The 20,703-nt window shown below is 46.9% G+C and carries 12 protein-coding genes; 7 read left to right on the top strand and 5 right to left on the bottom strand.

The window, feature by feature from the left end; translation table 11 throughout:
* Positions 1-64 precede the first annotated feature (64 nt).
* From BUR42_RS22085 to BUR42_RS22070, 4 genes are all read left to right on the top strand, one after another.
* Positions 65-1,840: a DUF6377 domain-containing protein gene (locus BUR42_RS22085; protein WP_084185757.1), complete on the top strand. Its 1,776-nt coding sequence runs from the start codon at positions 65-67 to the stop codon at positions 1,838-1,840.
* 238 nt (positions 1,841-2,078) lie between these two features.
* Entirely contained in the window at positions 2,079-5,030 is a 2,952-nt protein-coding gene (locus BUR42_RS22080; protein WP_074241766.1) for a SusC/RagA family TonB-linked outer membrane protein, read from the top strand.
* Positions 5,031-5,050: 20 nt separating this feature from the next.
* Positions 5,051-6,601, top strand: coding sequence for a RagB/SusD family nutrient uptake outer membrane protein (locus tag BUR42_RS22075; protein ID WP_074241765.1), 1,551 nt, complete (start codon positions 5,051-5,053; stop codon positions 6,599-6,601).
* Positions 6,602-6,687: 86 nt separating this feature from the next.
* Positions 6,688-9,108: a glycoside hydrolase family 31 protein gene (locus BUR42_RS22070; RefSeq protein ID WP_074243141.1), complete on the top strand. Its 2,421-nt coding sequence runs from the start codon at positions 6,688-6,690 to the stop codon at positions 9,106-9,108.
* Between the two features lie 239 nt (positions 9,109-9,347).
* Here BUR42_RS22070 and BUR42_RS22065 read toward each other — a convergent pair whose 3' ends face one another.
* Together BUR42_RS22065 and hflX are read right to left on the bottom strand one after the other, a co-directional pair.
* Positions 9,348-9,686: a Rieske (2Fe-2S) protein gene (locus BUR42_RS22065; protein WP_074241764.1), complete on the bottom strand. Its 339-nt coding sequence runs from the start codon at positions 9,684-9,686 to the stop codon at positions 9,348-9,350.
* Positions 9,686-10,876 carry a GTPase HflX gene (gene hflX / locus BUR42_RS22060; protein WP_074241763.1) on the bottom strand — a complete coding sequence of 397 codons (1,191 nt, stop codon included), beginning with the start codon at positions 10,874-10,876 and terminating at the stop codon, positions 9,686-9,688. The genes BUR42_RS22065 and hflX overlap by 1 nt, the downstream gene beginning before the upstream one ends.
* Positions 10,877-10,987: 111 nt before the next feature.
* Between hflX and BUR42_RS22055 the strand changes: the two genes are divergently transcribed.
* Both BUR42_RS22055 and BUR42_RS22050 read left to right on the top strand, forming a co-directional pair.
* Complete coding sequence (locus BUR42_RS22055) at positions 10,988-12,997, top strand: S9 family peptidase (protein WP_074241762.1); 2,010 nt, start codon at positions 10,988-10,990, stop codon at positions 12,995-12,997.
* A gap of 3 nt (positions 12,998-13,000) precedes the next feature.
* Positions 13,001-13,783 (top strand): enoyl-CoA hydratase-related protein, encoded by a 783-nt coding sequence (locus BUR42_RS22050; RefSeq protein ID WP_074241761.1) that lies wholly within the window; start codon positions 13,001-13,003, stop codon positions 13,781-13,783.
* 165 nt (positions 13,784-13,948) lie between these two features.
* Here BUR42_RS22050 and BUR42_RS22045 read toward each other — a convergent pair whose 3' ends face one another.
* Positions 13,949-14,656, bottom strand: a complete 708-nt coding sequence (locus tag BUR42_RS22045; RefSeq protein WP_074241760.1) for a porin family protein — start codon at positions 14,654-14,656, stop codon at positions 13,949-13,951.
* A gap of 250 nt (positions 14,657-14,906) precedes the next feature.
* Between BUR42_RS22045 and BUR42_RS22040 the strand changes: the two genes are divergently transcribed.
* Positions 14,907-17,876 (top strand): PAS domain S-box protein, encoded by a 2,970-nt coding sequence (locus BUR42_RS22040; RefSeq protein WP_074241759.1) that lies wholly within the window; start codon positions 14,907-14,909, stop codon positions 17,874-17,876.
* Here BUR42_RS22040 and BUR42_RS22035 read toward each other — a convergent pair.
* Positions 17,873-19,540 carry an ATP-binding protein gene (locus BUR42_RS22035; RefSeq protein ID WP_074241758.1) on the bottom strand — a complete coding sequence of 556 codons (1,668 nt, stop codon included), beginning with the start codon at positions 19,538-19,540 and terminating at the stop codon, positions 17,873-17,875. The genes BUR42_RS22040 and BUR42_RS22035 overlap by 4 nt on opposite strands.
* Positions 19,537-20,643 carry a universal stress protein gene (locus BUR42_RS22030; protein ID WP_074241757.1) on the bottom strand — a complete coding sequence of 369 codons (1,107 nt, stop codon included), beginning with the start codon at positions 20,641-20,643 and terminating at the stop codon, positions 19,537-19,539. The genes BUR42_RS22035 and BUR42_RS22030 overlap by 4 nt, the downstream gene beginning before the upstream one ends.
* Positions 20,644-20,703: the final 60 nt, after the last annotated feature.

Genomic DNA, 20,703 nt, shown 5'->3' with positions numbered 1-20,703 from the left:
ATCTAATTCAACTTTTTTTCTAAACACCCGCAATTCTGATATCTTTATAGCAGCCAGATTTAATATGAAGTGGATTCTGCTTAACCTTTTCCTCATACTCGCAACTGCCGGGGCAAAAGCCCATGCAGGTACCCCTAATGCTAAAAGCACCGCAAGTAGCTACGCCGCTGAAAACCCTGCCGGTACCTATATTGCTGAAAGCACCGAACGCACCGAAGCCGCTGAAAGTACTGAACATGCTGAAGCTCCCGAAAACACCGAAAACACCGAAGCCGCTGAAAGCACCAACAATACCAAAGCTCCAGAAAGCACAGACTCCCTCCTCCGCCAACTCAACCAAATCCTCGCCCAATCCAAAACATACGACAATACCAAACTCACCCACCTCAAACAACTAAAAACCACCCTGGCCCAAGCCAAACAACTGCCGGAACAATACTCCGCCTGCCTCCAACTCTACGAAGCCTACAAAGCCTTTCACTACGATTCCGCTTTCTCCTATGCCCTAATGCTCCAGGATATCGCCAACAAAATGCAGGACAACCATCGCAGCCAATACGCGAAGATCAAACTGGGCTTCATTTTACTCTCTTCCGGCATGTTCCGCGAAACTGCAGAGATCATGGACACCCTCAAAACAAACCACCTGCCAGACAGCATGCGCGCAGAATTCTTCGTCCTCATGCGCCGCTATTACTACGACCTCGCAGACTATGTGAACGATCAGCATTATTCCCCCATCTACTTAAAAGAAGCGGCCCGCTACACTGATTCCGCCGTTGCCCTCTATCCTGAAAATCATTTTCAACGCCTGGACTGCCTGGGATATAAATACTATAAACAAGGCAACCTGGACTCATCCCTCTATTACTTCAACCGTATCATCGCTAAAAACAACCTCACCTTCCACGAGCAAGCCAGGGTAAATGCCAACCTGGGCTTCATATATGTGATTAGAAATGAATACGAAAAGGCCATCGACCTGCTCGCAAAATCTGCTATGGCAGATGCCCAAGGCTCTGTGAAAGAAACTACGGCCACCTTTAACCTCGCTTCCATTCTTTTCAAAACCGGGGATATAAAAAATGCCTCCAGGTATATTGAAAAAGCAGTGGAAGACGCTACTTTTTACGGTGCCCGGCAAAGAAAAGTACAGGTAAGCGCCATCCTCCCCATCATAGAAGGAGAACGGTTCAATACCGTCGAAAGTCAGAAAGACCGCCTTTTCATCTATTCCGCCGTAGCCACTTTCCTGCTGCTGGCTTCTATCGTGATGTCCTTCATCATCTACAAACAGGTGCAAAAGCTCAAAGCGGCGCAGAATACCATCACCAAAGCCAACCAGATCCAGCAGGAAATAAACGACAAACTCCTGGAATCCAATAAGATAAAGGAAGAATACATCGGCTACTGCTTCCAGATCGCCTCCGCTTATATCGATAAGATCGAAAAACTCAAAAACCAGGTAGACCACAAGCTCATAGATAATAAGTACTCGGAAATACGCTTCCTGGTCAACAACATTAATATTAAACAGGAAAGGGATGAACTGTTCCGCAACTTCGACCGCATCTTCCTGAAGATCTTCCCCAATTTCGTAGCCCATTTCAACTCCTTCTTTAAAGAAGAAGACCAGGTGAAACTAAAAGACAACGAACTCCTCAATACAGACCTCCGTATCTATGCCCTCATCCGCATCGGTATCAGCGAAAATGAAAAAATAGCCCAGATCCTCGAATATTCGGTGAACACCATTTATGCCTATAAAACCAAGATCAGGAACAAATCCCTCCTTCCAAACGATGAATTTGAAGAGAAAATCATGGGAATTAAGATCTAAATCATCGATATTACACTAATTTATATATATTATCAAAGCGCTAATAATCAAATCATTAGGAGAGCCAACCCATCTTGATCCCCCTTTAATTTCTATACTCCGCCCATACTAATTGGCCACTGAAGACAGACCCCCTTACTTTGAATTGATTTCAACCAAAAATTCATTCCACGTACAGAAAGCATAATTCCACCGGGTTTCCTGTACACATCCTAGTAACTCTTTTAAACACTACGTTATGACCAAAATGCGACTACTCAAAGCGCTTCTGTTCTTCCCACTCCTATTTCTTGCCACAGGAGCTTTAGCCCAGACAAAAGCCTTAACCGGAAATATCCGGGACGCCCAGGGCGCTGCCATTCCAGGTGCCAACATCCAGATAAAAGGCACTAACTCTGGTACCGTAACTGATGGTAATGGCGCTTTTAAACTCTCCGTACCTGCTTCAGCCACAACCCTCATCATTTCCTTTATCGGTTACCTGAAACAGGAAGTACCCATCGGCACAAAAACCGAATTCGACATTACGCTTCAACTGGATAATACTACCCTCGCAGATGTAGTGGTAGTAGGTTACGGTATAGCACGAAAGAAAGACCTCACCGGTGCCGTGGCCTCTCTTAAAGCAAAGGACTTTAACAGGGGTATCACCAATGCCCCGGACCAACTGATCCAGGGTAAAGTTGCCGGCCTCATGGTGGTGAACAACAGTGGAGCCCCCGGTGCTGCAACCACTGTTCGCATACGTGGTGTCTCTTCTGTAAGGTCCGGTAACCAACCGCTCTATGTGATCGACGGAGTTCCCCTGGATGGACGAATTGCCCGCCCAGGCGTCAATACCACTTTAGGTACCTCACCTGATGCTAACCCGCTGAACTTTGTGAACGCTTTCGACATTGCTTCCATGGAAGTACTGAAAGATGCATCGGCTACCGCCATTTATGGTTCCCGCGGTTCTAACGGGGTGATTATGATCACTACCAAAAAAGGACAAACGGGGCCGGCTAAACTGGATTTCGGTTATTCTGTCGGTATAAGCAGTATCATGAAAAAACTGAAAGTGCTGGACGCCGGTCAATACAAAGCAGCCCTGCAACAATATAACCTGAGTGGAGGAGATGAAGGAGGAAGTGCTGATGCCATGGATGCTATCCTGCGCAAAGGGCTCACGCAAAACTTCAATGTGGGTGTTAGCGGTGGAAACGAAACCGGCAAGTACCGCGCTTCTTTTGGTCTCATGAACCAGGAAGGTATCATCCGCAAAACAGGTATGAAAAAATATACCGGTAACATCACCGGGCAATATAAATTCCTGGAGTCTAAAAAATTAGGATTGGATTTCAACGTAATGGCTTCTCATACCACCGAACAACTGGCACCTATTTCCAATAACGCCGGTTACCTGGGAAGCCTGGTTGGCCAGGCTTTACAATGGAACCCCACCCGCAACCTAAGAAAACCAGACGGCTCCCTGAATATCATGCAAGGAGATAACTCTCCGATCAATCCGCTGGCCATGTCTGAAGCATGGGAAGATAAAGCGGATATCTCTTACATCCTCGGTAGCATTTCTCCTTACTATAAGATCACGGACGACCTGGAATACCGTTTTCTCTTCTCTGTGAATCGCCAGACTGGTATCCGCCGCGCGCAGATCGCTTCGTTTATCAACATCCAGGGAATTAAAGACCTCGGGATCGCCTATTATGGCAATGCGGAACTCACCACAAAATTATTTACCCACACCCTTAGCTACAACAAAAAGATCTCTTCTACACTCAACCTGAATGCAGTTGTAGGTTACGAATACCAGGATTTCAATTTCAAAGGAGCAGACCTGGGCGCAAGTGGTTTTTCAACGGACGCGGTACCTTATACCAGCATCCTGCAAAATGCCGCACAGTCTAATACATTTATGTCTTCTTATGAAAACCCCAGCTCTGAACTGCAATCTATCTTCGGCAGGGTAACGGTAAATCTGAAAGAGAAATATCTGCTCACGGCTACTTTAAGGGCTGACGGTTCCAACAAATTCGGGAAGAACAACCGCTATGGTTATTTCCCTTCCTTCGCCGCGAAATGGAATGTAAGTGAAGAAGATTTCCTGAAAGGCAACAGCTTTGTACAGAACCTTGCTTTACGCGCAGGATGGGGCCAGACGGGTAACCAGGAATTCCCTGCCGGTGCGGCACAGGAACAATATGATCTCCGTTCAGCTGGTGCTGCCGGTTTGATGAATGTGGCCAACCCCGACCTGAAATGGGAAAGCTCCAAGCAACTGAATATTGGTGTGGACTTCTCCCTGCTGGATAACAGGCTCAGCGGTAACGTGGATTACTTTAACAAGAACACCTCCAACCTCCTGTTCAACTTCCCTGCCATTGCACCTGCTCCGGCATCCAATACATGGGTGAACCTTCCGGGAGAAGTGATCAACAAGGGTGTAGAAGTTGCACTGAGAGGAGAAATTATACGTGGAAAGGATTTCTCCTGGATGCTGGGAGCAAATGTCACTTTCATTAAAAATGAATTGAAGAACTATACAGGACCCAATGTACTCACGGGCTCTATCAGCGGACAAGGTGTGAGTGGTGCAACGGTACAACGTTTCGCCAATGGCCAGCCACTAAACGTATTTTACGTACGCAAATTCAAAGGGCTGGATAAAGATGGTCTCAGTATTTTTGAAGACAATGGCAACTCTTTCTACTATTCCGGCGACCCCAATCCCAAACAAATGCTGGGACTCACTACAGAATTTGGTTATAAGAAATGGTTCCTTTCTGTAAATATGAATGGCGCCTTCGGCCACAAAGTATATAACAACACCGCCAATACAGTATTGCCGATCACTAACCTTGGTTCCAGGAACGTGGCGTTAGAACTGTTATCATTAAAAGAAAGCAGATCTAACCCCATCACCACTTCCACCCGCTACCTGGAAAATGGCAACTTCATGAAACTCACCAATGCTACCCTCAGTTATTCCCTGGGTAATGTTGGCAAATCCTTCAAAAACGTTTCGCTTTATCTCACCGGTCAAAACCTTTTTGTGATCACTAAATACAGTGGCTTTGATCCTGAAGTGAATACAGATAAGAATGTAAACGGTGTTACGTCCTTCGGTATTGAGTATTCTCCATACCCTACTGCGAGGAACGTAATCTTCGGTATCAATCTTTCCCTTTAATCACTTTAAAAACTACGATCATGCATCTATATAAAAAAATTGCTTGTTTATTACTGGCAGGATATGGCTTTGCTTCCTGCACCAAGCTGGATGAAAAACTCGGTTCCACGATCACCAAACGCCAGGCGGACTCTGTGATACAGGTATCCTCTCTGCTGAAAAGCGCATACGATGCCTTACAACTTCCTTACCAGGACCAATCTAACTTCTGGGCTTTACAGGAAATGCCTTCCGATGAAGCAGTTGCCCCAACACGTGGTGGCGACTGGGACGATAATGGCGCATGGCGTTCCCTGAAAACACATACCTGGAATGCAGAACACGGTACCATCGGCGCCGCATTCAGTAACTTATTATTGTTGCAGTTCAGCGCCACCAATGTATTGAACTTTAACCCCAATGCGCGCCAGGCTGCGGAAGCCCGTTTCCTCCGTGCATTGTCCATGTACTCTGTACTGGATGGATGGGGCCAGGTACCTTTCCGCGAACCGGGTGATAATCTCCTCATAGCTCCTAAAGTATTGAAAGGTGCTGCAGCATCAGATTTTATCATCTCTGAACTTACCGCCATCATCAACGACCTGCCGGAACATTCTGCTACTGTACCTGCGTTTGTAGCATCTAAAGATGCGGCAAGAACATTGCTGATGAAATGTTACCTGCAAAAGGGTGCCTTCGCAAATCCCGCAGCTCCCACATTTGCAGCAGCAGACATGCAGCAGGTGATCACCCTCGCCAATACTATCATCTCCAGCGGCAGGTACACCCTCGCCACCAATTACTTCGACAACTTTACGCAGAACAATAATGTACTGTCTACCGAAAATATCTTCACGCAGGAAAACGGCCCCGGCCTTAGTACTGTAAGGCCTGGTAACGCCGCATTCTGCCATTGGGCACCTACTTTGCATTACTACCAAACACCCGGTGGATGGAACGGTTTTGCAACGGTGTCTGATTTCTATGATAAGTTTGAAGCTGTGGACTCCCGCCGGGGTGGCCCCTACACTGGTGTTACAAACCTCACCGGTACAAATGTCGGATTCCTTGTAGGCCAGCAGTACAACAAAGATGGCGTCGCGCTGAAAGACCGTAACGGCAACAACCTCATCTTTACGCGTGAGCTGGCCCTGTCAGAATCCGGCAATGACCTTGAAGTGAAAGGCATCCGTGTAGTAAAATATCCACCGGATATGATCACTCCCGGCGGCTCCAACAGCAACAACGGAAACAATGATTATGTGTTCCTGAGATATGCAGATGTACTGTTAATGAAAGCAGAAGCCATGCTCCGCACCAATGATCCGGCCGGTGCATTGCTGATCGTAAATGATCTTCGCGTGAAACGTAAAGCTACGCCACTCGGAACTGTTGATCTGAATGTGATGCTCGATGAACGTGGCCGCGAATTCTATTGGGAAGGATGGCGCAGGCACGATCTCATCCGGTTCAACAAATATTTAGCCCTCTGGCAGTTGAAACCGGCTGATGACCCTAAGAACCTGCTGTTCCCCATACCAGTAAACGATCTGGCTGTTAACCCCAATCTTTCACAGAATCCCGGTTATTAAGGATTTGCTTATCAAAGCAAACCATCCATCAGGGGGCACATAACATGCCCCCTGATGGATCCTTATTGTGTCATAAAAAGATGATCATGGTATTTAGAATCGTTTTTTTTCTTTGTTCTTTTTCACTGGCCACAAATGCACAGTTGGTAAAGCATAGCGGCAAAGTAACTGCCGTAAACATACAGCCGCAGGAAATAAGGATCACCACACAGAACGGCTTTGCTATCATTACTGCTTACAGCCCTTCTGTTATCCGCGTAAGGATAGACAAACAACCACTGGCTAAAGATTTCTCCTATGCAGTGATCAGCAGCCCCCTTGTTTTTAAACCCTGCATCTCGCAGAACGCAGATGAAATAAAGCTGGAAACGGATTCGCTCACCGCCATAGTGAGCAAAAACCCTTTCGGCATCAGATTCATAACGCCGGACGGAAAAACAATAAACAAAGATGAACCCGGGCTCGGTACTTCATGGATCGGCGAAGAAGTTACTACTTACAAAACCATGCAGGAAGGAGAACGTTTTATCGGCCTTGGGGAAAAGACAGGAAATCTCGATCGCAAAGGCAGCTCCTACACCAACTGGAATACAGACGCATTTGGTTACACCATAAACCAGGACCCGATCTATGCTACCATCCCTTTTTATATCGGGGTGCATCATGGTCTTAACTACGGCATCTTTTTCGATAATAGTTACCGCAGCAATTTCAACTTCGGCGCCAGTAATAACCGGTTCTCTTCTTTCAACGCCAATGGTGGTGAAATGAATTACTACTTCATTTTCCATCAGCGGGTGGCAGATATCATTACATCTTATACACAACTAACAGGCCGCATCACGCTGCCACCCCTATGGAGCCTTGGTTATCAGCAGAACCGTTATAGTTATTACCCGGAGGCTGAGGTGATGCGCATTGCCCAAACTCTCCGGGAGAAAGAGATCCCCGCAGATGGTATTACGCTGGACATTCATCATATGGATGCCTACAAACTTTTCACCTGGAACAAATCCCGCTTCCCCGATCCCGGAAGTATGAACGAAAAACTAAACAAACTAGGTTTCAAAACCACGGTGATCGTAGATCCGGGTATTAAAGTAGAAAAAGGATATCATGCCTACGAAAGTGGATTACAATCAGATATATTTATCAAATACAGTGATGGCCAGAATTACACGGGCCAGGTATGGCCCGGCTGGTGCCACTTTCCGGACTTCACCAGTTCAAAAGGCAGGGCATGGTGGAAAGAACAGGTTAACCATTATGCCCAAAGCGGTGTTTCCGGATTATGGAATGATATGAATGAAATTGCCACCTGGGGCCAGAACATGCCGGACAATGTGATCTTCGATTTTGAAGGAAACCCCGTTACCCATCAACAGGCACACAATGTTTACGGATTGGAAATGATCCGCGCCAGCTATGAAGGTTATCGTGCAGCCTTGCCTGATAAACGGCCTTTCATCCTTACCCGCGCAGGTTATGCAGGCCTGCAACGTTACTCTGCTATCTGGACTGGCGACAATCGTGCAGAAGAAGATCACATGTTATTGGGGGTTCGCTTAATGAACAGTCTTGGCCTGAGCGGCGTTCCTTTTTCCGGTATGGACATTGGTGGTTTCACAGGAAATGGTTCCCCCAGCCTGTATGCACGTTGGATCCAGATCGGTGCTTTCATTCCATATTTCCGTAGTCACACAGGCATTAATACTAAATCCGCGGAGCCATGGGCTTTCGGAGAAGAAGTGCTGGAGATAGCACGCAATTATATCAACCTGCGTTATAAGTTACTGCCTTATCTCTATTCGAATTTTTATGAAGCATCCGTTTCCGGATTGCCGATCATGCGTACGCTGGCATTAGACAATACACATGATGCTAATGTATATGATACCCGCTTTCAAAATGAATACTGCTTTGGGCCTTCCTTCCTCATTGCACCATATGAAAGCAAACAAACCTATGCGCCGGTATATTTCCCGCAGGGTAAGTGGTATAATTTTTATAACGATAGCATAGAAGGTGGTGGTAAAGAAAAAATATTCACCCTGTCCATGCAGCAGTTGCCGGTATTTGTGAAAGAAAGCAGTATCATCCCCATGCAGTCCCTGATCCAAACAACGGCGGATAAACCCACAGATACTTTATTCCTGCACGTTTACAAAGGTGCAGTGAAAAATAAATTCGTTTATTATGAAGATGATGGAGAAAGTTATGCTTATGAAAAAGGCGCCTTTTACAAACGTGCCATTACTTATGATCCATCAGCAAACAAGCTGCTGCTGGAAAGCCCAACAGGGCAATCCCTTTCAAAATTCAGGTTCGTACAACTGATCTTACATGGATTCAGCACACAGGAAAATATGCAGTCGGGTGAAATAGCCTTCCTGCAACCAATTTCCCGTTTCGACCCGCAGGGAGAGGCTACGCCTCCTGTTGTTTGTAAGGTGCAGAAGAGAACTTTTGTAAACACAAAAGAAGAAATTGCCGTACAGCTCAAGTAAAAGGACAGGCTGGCAGAAATAAATCTGCCAGCCTGTCCCTATTTAAAAATATCCTGTTTAAAATTCATTTACACAAAGCCTGCTTCATTCGAAATACCAGCATAATAAATCTGCTAATTCAAACATTCACCAATCAAGCCGCCAGCCCATCCAATAACTTCATTCACACCTGCCCATTCAAAAATCCAATTCCATACATTCAGCAGTTCAAACCATCGTCCAGCCAATCAAACCGGCGCTCACCACCCCAACCAACTCTTTTCCAGTCCCACATAAGCCCCATCCTCTCTCATCTCCACCGGGTACGTTTTCAGATAAAAACCTTCGCCGCTGCTATTATACCCATTCCGCACACTAAACTTATACCGGTGCAAAGGACACACCACATTCCCCTGCCCATCCATCCTTCCATCTGCCATAATCCCTCCGGCATGCGGGCATTTATACGCAAACGCATACAACTGCCCCTGGTACCGGGAGAAGCAGATCTTCTTCCCATTCACTTCCTGGACCGTAATAACCTGTTCATCCGCCGATACTTCATCTGTTAGCCTGTACCAGTTATACTGTTTGCTCATTAAAAGAAATATTCTGATTTATAGGGGAAGCGCTGGCGATACATCTCCATCACTTTCTCAAGGATCGTTTTCCGCAGTTCTTCCACATTCCTTTTCTCGATAGCAGCAATGAACACACAATTCCCATTAGCGCGCTGCTGCCAGCTTTGCTTCAGTTGGAAGAGGATATCATCTTTCACATCATCCGCCAGCCATTCATCGAATGTCTGTTTTTCGTAGAGGTCCATTTTGTTGAAGATCATGATAGTGGGTTTATCCAATACCTTCAGGTCTGCAAGGGTACGGTTCACCACTTCGATCTGATCTTCATATTGAGGATGGGAAATATCTACTACATGCAGCAGGATATCACTTTCACGCACCTCATCCAGGGTGGATTTGAAACTCTCCACCAGGTGATGGGGAAGTTTACGGATAAACCCTACCGTATCACTCAGGAGGAAAGGTGTTTGTTCAAATACTACTTTCCGCGTGGTGGTGTCCAGGGTGGCAAACAATTTGTTCTCTGCAAACACTTCACTTTTGCTGAGCATGTTCATGATGGTACTCTTGCCTACGTTGGTATATCCTACCAATGCTACACGGATGTATTCACCACGTTCTTTCCGCTGGGTGAGGGATTGTTTATCGATTTCCGCGAGCCGTTTACGCAGCAGGGAGATCTTGTCCTTCACAATACGCCTGTCCGTTTCAATTTCCGTTTCACCCGGTCCGCGCATGCCTATCCCCCCTTTCTGACGTTCAAGGTGCGTCCACATACCACGGAGGCGTGGCAGGATATATTGGTATTGGGCCAGTTCCACCTGCGTTCTTGCCTGGGCCGTTCTGGCACGATGTGCAAAGATGTCCAGGATCAGGTCACTCCGGTCAATCACTTTTACCTTCAGTTCCTTCTGGATATTGGAGATCTGGGAGCCGCTCAGCTCATCGTCAAATATTACAAGACTTACATCTTTATTTAATACATATTGCCGCACTTCCTCCAGCTTTCCTTTCCCGATGAAAGTAGCCCTGTCCGGATGCGGGAGTCTTTGCGTAAAGCGCTTTACCGCCACAGCACCTGCTGTTTCTGCCAGGAAGGCCAGTTCATCCAGGTATTCGTTTACTTCGGTGTCTGTCTGCTCTTTGTGAATAAGACCTATCAGTACCGCACGTTCATCATTTTGTACTACTTGTTGTTTTTCTATCAAAGTATTATAAGGATTTGTGCAAAGTTAATGAATTCATCGCCGCTTACAGCAAGGGCTGCCTTCAGCTATTTTTTCCTACATTTATGCCCTGTCATAACAAAATCTACACCAATGCATAAGTCTCTCCTGCTTGCAGGTATTTTATTCATTCAAAACAGCATGGCACAACAGAAAATGAGCCCTGAGCTGCTCTGGCAGCTGGGAAGAGTAAGTGGAGAAACCGTTACCGCAGACGGTACTGTTCTTTACGGCGTTTCCCGCTACGATCTTAAAGAAAATAAAAGTGAGAGGAACCTGTATGGCATTCCCCTTGGTGGTGGTACGGCAAAACAGCTCACCACCAGCCCTGGTGCTGAATCCGGCGCACAGGTGCTTCCCAACGGCCGTATCCTTTACAGCTATAAAGGGCAGTTATGGGAAATGGATAAAGATGGTGGAAATCCCGTACAGAGAACAAATGTGGAAGGCGGCATGCAGAATATCCGCATTTCTCCCAAAGGTACACACCTGCTTTTCTCCAATGAAGTGAAACTGGAAAAAGTGAGTGGGGAAGATTTTCATAAAGATCTCCCCAAATCCAATGCGCAGATCTATACCAGCCTTAACTACCGCCACTGGGATACCTGGGAGGACGGGAAATATAATCATGTGTTCTACGCCACCTACGATGTGCACACCGGCAAAGTGGGAGAGCCGCAGGATATCATGAAAGGGGAACTGTTCGATTGCCCTCAAATGCCCTTTGGTGGCGGTGAGGACTTTATCTGGGACCCCACCGGCACACAGATCATTTACGTGTCTAAAAAGAAACACGGTAAGGATTATGCCATCAGCACCAACACAGATATCTATCGTTATACCCTTGCCAGTGGCCAAACGGAGAACCTTTCAGAAGGCCTGAACGGTTATGATGTACAACCTGTTTTCAGCCCGGATGGCAGCAAGTTACTCTGGCTGAGCATGGCCCGCGATGGTTTTGAGGCTGATAAGAATGATATCATCCGTTATGATCCCGCTACCAAAACCCGCATCAACTTAACCAAAGATTGGGATGGTACAGTTTCCTCCGCCCGTTTCAGTAACGATGGCAAAAAGATCCAGTTCCTGGCGGTGATAAAAGGAACAGAGCAGTTGTTTGAAACCAGCGAGCAGAAAGCTGAGATCCGCCAGGTCACCAAAGGCCAGTTTGATATCAATGGCTTTGTTGGCCAGCATGGCAACACACTGGTCGTAACACGTGCAGACATGAACCATGCTGCCGAACTTTACACCGTAGATCTGAAAAGCGGCGCCCTGAAACAACTCAGCACCGTAAACGATAATGTCTACAACTCACTCCAATTAAGCAAAGTACAGGAGCGCTGGACGAAAGCAAGCGATGGAAAAGACCTCCTTTCCTGGATCATCTATCCTCCCGATTTTGATCCCGCTAAAAAATATCCCACCCTGTTATATTGCCAGGGAGGCCCGCAATCTGCCGTATCCCAATTCTATTCCTATCGCTGGAACTTCCAGCTGATGGCTGCACAGGGATATATTGTGGTAGCACCTAACCGCAGAGGTATGCCGGGGCATGGCGTGAAATGGAATGAAGATATCAGCAAAGACTGGGGCGGACAAGCCATCCGTGACTACCTCGCTGCCATCGACGACATGAGCAAAGAGCCTTATGTTGACAAAAGCCGCCTTGGAGCCGTGGGCGCCAGTTACGGAGGATACTCCGTTTACATGCTGGCCGGTGTACACAAGGACCGTTTTAAAACATTCATTGCACATGATGGTCTTTTTGATCTCCGCAGCTGGTATGGCACAACAGAAGAACTATGGTTTGCCAACTGGGATATCGGTGCTTACTGGGATAAGAACAACGAAAAAAGCTACGCTGAATTTAACCCCAGCAATCTTGTGAATAACTGGAACAGGCCTATTATGATCGTGCAGGGAGGTATTGATTTCCGGGTGGGTATTGAACAGGGATTACAGGCTTTCCAGGTGGCACAGCTGAAAGGGCTCAAAAGCAAACTCCTGTATTTCCCTGAAGAAAACCATTGGGTGCTGAGTGCACAGAATGCCATTGTATGGCAACGGGAATTCTTTAACTGGTTAACAGAAACACTCTAAACCATGACCTCACTCACTCTTGATATACAAAACGGCATTGCCACCATCACCCTCAACCGGCCCGATGTGTACAATGCCTTCAATGATCCGCTCAGTTATGAATTGCAGGATGCCCTGAAAAAAGCAGAGAAAGATCCCGCAGTAAGAGCTGTAGTGCTAACCGGCGCCGGCAAAGCTTTTTCCAGTGGGCAGGACCTGAAAGCCGCTATGGACAGCTCCGGCAAACCCCGCAACCTGGGAGATTCCCTGCACAAACGCTATAATCCCATTATCCGTGCCATCCGCAATATGCCCAAGCCTGTAATTTGCAGGCTCAATGGTGTGGCTGCCGGCGCAGGATGTTCACTGGCATTGGCTTGTGATGTGATCATTGCCTCAGAGAACGCCTCCCTGATAGAGATCTTCATAAACATTGCACTCGTACTGGATTCCGGCTCTTCTTACTTCCTGCCCCGCACTGTTGGCTATCACCGTGCGTTCGAGCTGGCCACAAAAGCCACCAAACTAAGTGCAGCCGAAGCTTTGCAGTTAGGCCTGATCAATAAGGTAGTGAAACCGGAAGAACTGGATGCCGCCGTTCAGGCAGAAGCGGAATTTTACGCAAACGCCCCTACGAAGGCCATCGCCCTCCTCAAGAAAATGCTCACCAAGGGCATGACGGACGACCTGGATGCTGTATTGGACTATGAGGCTTACTGCCAGGAAATAGCCGGAAATACGGCTGATAATGTGGAAGGAGTACAGGCCTTTCTCGAAAAAAGGAAGCCTGTTTTTAAGGGAGAATGATGATATTTTAACAGGAGATTCAAAGATCAATCCTATAAGACTGGTTCGCTACGCGTTCGTTCATCCTTTACCCGGGGCAAAATCGTTAATATAGTATCATAACAAAGGGGCTGACCTAACAACGTTAGATCAGCCCCTCTGATATAAAGGTATGTTATTTCTCTCTTATAAACCACTCAGGGCTATACCAACGGAAAATGGCCTTACTTCCATATTCGCATTATCCTTGAACAGGGGGTTCAGGTTCATAGAACCAAACAGGGCAAAGTTGCCATAGCCTACGCGGGCAGTGGCAGCAAAACGCCATGGATTAAAGAAACGCCTGTTCTGTTCTTTGATGATGTTCTTCTCGCCACCCAGGGTATTTTTTCCTTTAGTATGCGCATTTACCAGCATCCCGGCCTTTACACCGATAGACGCTTTAAAGCCGGTATTGGCATTATCTGCCACCTGGCGGTACCGCAATTCCAGTGGAATTTCCAGGTAGGTAGTAGCTACTTTAAACTTTTTATACTTACCTGCATTCGGAGCGAACTTTACCAGGTTAGAGTTGCCGTTGGACATATCCAGGTAGCGATCATCCAGGAACATGCTGCTTGTACTGATCCCCAAACCTGGTGCTACACTGAACTTGGAATTCTTAAAAGGAACATCATACATGAATGCCACATTAAAGCCGCGCGATAATCCTTTCGTTTTAACACTATCAGGTTTCTGCGCCCAGCCATCAATAGAAAACTGGATCATGAAGAAGTCCCTGGAGTAAGTAGCCCTTTCGCGAGCCTTACCCATGGCCGCGCCAGCCATATTATCCTGCGCAAAAACACCCGTAGAAGCCGCGATACAACCCAGTGTAAAAAGTAATTTTTTCATAATATGTTTAAATGCTTGGCAAAAAGAATATCAGGCAAATTTAATGGAATGCAAATAAACCAAAGGGTTAAAATATTGCAAAAATAATTCATGGTAATTTACCCAAAGCCGATTCACCTATTTTAAGTAAATTGTAAAGCTAGTAGTTATCACACCAAAGTCAATCATGTAGTTCGAAACACGTTAGTTGTTTTAAGCCCCGATAGCCTGAAAAGCCTTACGTGTAGCGGGATTGAAAATAATTGTTTGCATGAAAAAAATCAGCAGCCCCGTCATTATCATTTTTGTTGCTGCCATCATATCCGTTGCCTGGTTCGTTTATCACGCCTGGTCTGCCGACAAACTGGCTATGACCAATAACGAACGGGTCCGTCACGTGAATGACAAGATCCGCCAGCTGGAACAGATCGCCTACACGGTAAAATCTATGGAATCCGCCGTCAGGGCCTACGTTATTACAGGCGATTCCGGTTTCCTTTACCGGGAGGACTATATGGAAGCGCATCTCCGTACCCCGCTTGCCAATCTCATGCTGTTATATAAGGATAACACGGCAGCGCAAAAACAGTTGGATTCCCTTCGTGCAGAAATAGAAAAAAAGATCATTTTCTTCAACTATCTCGTACAGGCCAACCAGGAATCCCCTGTAATGGCAGGCGCCATGCTGCAAACCAGGAGGCCCGCGTCCAATACAGATGCTACCTCCCGTTTACTCGCCAGCATGCTCCAAAAAGAACATGCCCTGCTGGAAGACCGCCTCGGCAATCAATTGCAAAACCGCAGTCCTTACCTGTTTTCCCTCCTCATAAGTATCCTTTTTGTAGGGTTTCTCATATGGGGAATCTACCAATTGGTGAAAATGATCAATAAAGCCGGCGAAACAGAAGACGAACTCCGCCGCAGTGAAAAGAAATACCGCCAGTTGATAGAAGGTGCCGGTGCTACCATGTTCACTACCAACCGTGGTGGCTTCTTTACTTATGTGAACAGCAAAGCGCTCGAGCTTACAGGGTATTCCGCAGAAGAATTGCTGGGCAAACAATACACCATGTTGCTGGACCCTCCGCAACAAAAGGAATTACGCAATTTCTACGAAACACAGGCATTTGAAGGGCCGGACGATTCAACGATAGAATTCCCTATCCGCCACAAGAACGGAGAGAAAAAATGGGTAGAGCAACAGGTGGTATTACTCCGCCAGCATGGGGTGGTGAAACAATACCAGTGTATTGTGAAGGATATCCACGCCAGGAAAATGATGCAGATGAAAGCGGAAAATACGCAGAAGGAACTCGATATCATCAATTTCAGATTTCAATCCGTACTACGTAATTCTCCTTCCGTTATTTTTATCAAAGACATTTACGGCAGGTACCAGATGGTCAATGAAAGGTTTGAAGAAGTGTTCGGCATCAATAAAGAACATATCCTTGGCAGAACAGATAGAGAATTCCCGTCCAAACTGAAACCGGAAAAGTACGCGCCTTCAGACAAGGAAGTGGTTTTACATGAAAGGCCTGTGGAAATGGAAGACATGCTGGAGATCAACAACGAAACCCGTTATTTCTTCATCACCAAATTCCCGCTGAGGGACCATACCCAAAGAGTATACGGCCTTTGCGGAATTGCCACAGATATTACAGACAGGATAGAACATGAACATGCGCTGATCAGCGCCAGGAAAAAAGCAGAACACGCCCGCAAGACACAGGAAAGGTTTATGGCAAATATGAGCCATGAGATCAGAACACCGCTGAACGGAATTATTGGTATCACCAATCTCTTAAAACAAACCGAGGTACAGCCGGAACAAAAGGAATATATCACAGACATCAAGGAATCTGCCAATAACCTGCTGGTACTCGTGGAAAAGATCCTTGATTTCTCCCATCTCAACTCGGGCAAGCTAACACTCGCCCGTGTAGATTTCAACCCCGCACATGTGATCCGCAAAGCCCTGAACAGCAAAAGGGAAGAAGCCGAAAACAAAGGTCTGTCGCTGGACGCAGATATAGACCCGGCCATGCCGGAAACCGTGATCGGCGATCCTTGCCGTTTACACGACGTAATCGTAAGCCTGCTGGATAACTCCATCCGTTTCACAGAAAAGGGCAGCATTCACCTCGCCGCACATATCAGTGCAAAGGATGAAGAGAAGGTTACTTTCTCTTTTGAATTACGCGATACGGGCATGGGCATTCCTGAGCATTTACATGAAGAAGTATTCGAAAGTTTCTCGCAGATCCAGGGAAGCAACGATAGAAAATATGGTGGTGCAGGTCTTGGCCTTGCATTAACACGTGCCTTGCTCAAATTACAGGATGGCGGTATCAGTATTCATAATAATGAAGGAGCCGGCACCCTCGTGCGTTTCACTATTCCTTATTATCTTTTTGCCGTACCACAGAAAGCAGCCCCCTCCGAAACAGGCGACCTGCATCTGCCTCCCCTCTATGGAAAATCCATCCTCGTGGCGGAAGACAACCTGCTCAACCAGAAAGTGGCCCAACGTACATTAGTACAGGCAGGGGCCAAAGTGGAAATTGCAGAGAACGGCGTAGAAGTACTGAACAAGCTGGAAGGAAATACATATGACCTGATCCTGATGGACATCCAGATGCCGACTATGGATGGGCTCCGCGCCACCCGCCAGATCAGGGACCAGGGCCTTGGCATTCCCATTATTGCCATGACGGCTTCCGCCTTAAAAGGAGACCGTGAAAGATGCCTGCTGGCCGGTATGAATGATTATATCGCCAAACCATTTATACCCAATGTGCTCTTCCAGAAGATCCTGGAAGTACTGGGAGAAAGGGACCCCGGATTCGCCAATTTCGAGGCACTGGATTATGAACAGCAAACACACCGTCCCTTCATTGACCTGCTTTATCTGCGTGGTATTGTAGACGATGACCAGGATGCGATGCTGGACCTCCTGAACACTTTCCTGGAAAGAACGGCCGGTATGTTTGATAACCTGCTGAACAGCGCACAGCTGGAAAATTGGGAAGATGCCCTTCAGCATGCAAGCCTGCTGCGCAGTAGCTTTATGATCGTACGCATAGATCCCTTATCAAAGATCATTCTCGAAATAGAACATAACATCCGCAATAAAACCTATCTGCACACCGTAATACCGGATATCAATCTCGCCATCAAGATCTACCTGGATGCACAGGAAGTATTAAAAAGGGAAGCAGAGCAAATAAAGAAGAATTAAGCCAAAGGCAAAGAGAACCAGAAACGGCTTCCTTTCCCTAATTCACTTTCCACACCAATGGTACCGCCCTGGGCTTCAATGAATTCCTTGGCAATGGCCAGTCCCAGCCCGCTGCCTTTGGCATCATCAGATCCAGGCACCTGGAAGAAACGTTCAAAGATCCTGCTACGGAAAACAGGGTCAATACCCTTTCCATGGTCCCGTACACTGAAATGCAGTGTACCCGTTTCCGTTTGCAGCACATCCAGTTCCACCTCGGTTCCCATGGAAGAATACCGGATGGCATTCGTTAGGAGGTTTACCAGTACCCAGGCACTCTTTTCTGCATCTGCCGCAATCATCGGGGAGCCGGGAGGTAAAGTGGTACGGATATTCACCTGTTTGCCAAAGGCCTGTTTCTGCACAGTATCCAATGCATACTGCACAATATTCTCAGGAGGCACTGGTTGAATTTGTAATTGTATGTTCCCGCTTTCTACACGCGAAAAATCAAGCAGATCACTCACCATGCGGATCATCCTGCGGTTATCCTGCCGGATGCTCTCCATCAGTTCTTTTTGCTCGCCGGAAAGAGGGCCGGTACGCTCATCTTCCAGCAATTTTAAACTGAGGTCTGTTGCTGCCAGCGGTGTTTTTAATTCATGGGAGATGGTAGCAATGAAATGTGTTTTGGCCAGGTCCTGCTCTTTAAATGTTGTAATGTTCTTCAGGATCATGATATACCCGATCTTCGCATTTTCATAGTGAATATCCGCCGTTTCCCTGGTAAAGAAGCTCTCCTTCCCATTCACCACAATCTTCACGGGGCCACCACCTTCCAGTTGGTTCAGCAGGTATTTCATCAGGTCATTCCTTTTAGCTATTTCAGCAGCTGCCCAGCCGATCACATCCTTTTCCACCATGTTGAGCAATTGCAGTGCTTCCGCATTCGCAAAAAGGATGGTGCCTTTATTATCTACGCCAATGGTGGCATCTTTCAAACTACTGATCACCGCTTCTGCCCGTTTCTTTTCAAACACTATCTTTGCCAGGTTGCTGTGTTCATATTCATCCAGCTTTTCCGCCATGCTGTTAAAGGCCGAAGCCAGTTCTCCAAACTCATCCATGGATTTGAAGTGCAGCCTTTGCTCGTATTTTTTCTGTGCAATCCCTTTGATCCCTTCTGTGAGTTCATGAATAGGGTTCGCAATATAACCGGGGAAATTATACACGAAGGTAATACCCAGAACAAAACAGACCCCACTGATAATGGCAATGTAAAGGATGGCTTTGTCTGCCGCGTCCTTTGTGCTTTCATTTTTCCGGATGATGGCACGCATGTTCAGTTCCATCACCGTATACAGGTCTTTTCGGGCTTCGGGGATGGCCGTTTTAAAATGTTGTGCTGCTCTCGCCGTAGCCAATGCTTCCCCTGGTTCTGTTACATTCTGTTGTTGCTTTTTGAGGTTGGCCAGGAAAACAGCTTCATTCACAGGTTCCGCATCCAGGGCCTGCAGCATGTTCTTGGCATACTCCACAGATTCATAGTTATCCTGAAGGATGGTACGGGCATCCCGGTTCACGCGGTTGAGATAATAGTATCCCAGTATGCTTACCAGCATCAGCATGAGAAAGAGGAATAAAACCCCTACCGTGATCTTTGATTTAAGTCCTAACCGCTTCATGATAATATAACTAAGTCGATTTCATTAGAGGATAACGTTTTCAACAACTGGGAAAAAACATTGGTCCGTAAAATAATCCCAAACAGGCTGATATGCGGTTTACCAATACATACGGTAGTAATATCTTTCTCTACCGCCGTTTGCATGATCGCATGGGAGATATTGGAATCCTGCACCCTCAGCACCTCTGCCCCCAGTTCAGTAGCCAGTTTCAGGTTATTAATAAGATGCCGCTGATCGGATAGTTTAATTCGGCCCACACTTTCCCGGGGTGTTTGCACATACAGCACGTACCATTCCCCGTGATAATAAGCCGCCAGCCTTGCAGCCTTCCGGATCACCTTTTTCGCCACTTCATCATTCGTGGAAATGCAAACAAGGAACCGCTCATGCCGCATTTGCTGCCCCCGCGGTATTTCTATTTCCACTTTCCTTTCTACCTGCGAAGCTACTTCTTTCAAAGCCAGTTCCCGCAGTTGCAGGATCTTTTCCGATTGAAAGAAATTCTTCAGGGCTGATTCCACTTTAGTGGGGTCATAGATCTTTCCTTCTTTCAGGCGGGTGATCAGTTCATCCGCCGTAAGGTCAATGTTCACTACTTCATCCGCGATCTGCAACATACTGTCCGGCACCCTTTCCTGTACTTCCACCCCGGTGATTATTTTCACCTGGTGATTGATACTTTCCATGTGCTGAATGTTCACCGCAGAGATCACATTGATCCCTGCATTGAGCAGGTCCATCACATCCTGCCAGCGTTTTTCATTCTTAGATCCCGGGATATTTGTATGTGCCAGTTCATCCACGATCACCCATTCCGGCGCCAGCAGGAGAATGGCATTGAGGTCCATTTCTTCCAGCATCTTGCCTTTATAGAAAACCTGCCGCCGTGGAATTACGGGCAGGCCCTCTACCAAAGCTTCCGTTTCTTTCCGGCCATGCGTTTCAATGAACCCTACCTGTACATTCACACCTTTTCGCAGAAGGGTATGCGCTTCCTGTAACATCCGGTAACTCTTCCCCACACCGGCACTCATACCAATGTAGATCTTGAATTCTCCCCGGCCTGCTTTATTGGCCAGGTGTAAAAAACGTTGCATCATTTGCAAACTGGTTTAAACCACCTCAGCGCTCCCTTTCGGAAGCGCCTCAGGAGATGGCTT

This window comes from Chitinophaga niabensis (genome assembly GCF_900129465.1).
GTDB classification, from domain to species: Bacteria; Bacteroidota; Bacteroidia; order Chitinophagales; family Chitinophagaceae; genus Chitinophaga; species Chitinophaga niabensis.
The sequence above is the reverse complement of the archived record's forward strand: the minus strand, read 5'-3'. Positions and strand labels throughout refer to the sequence as shown.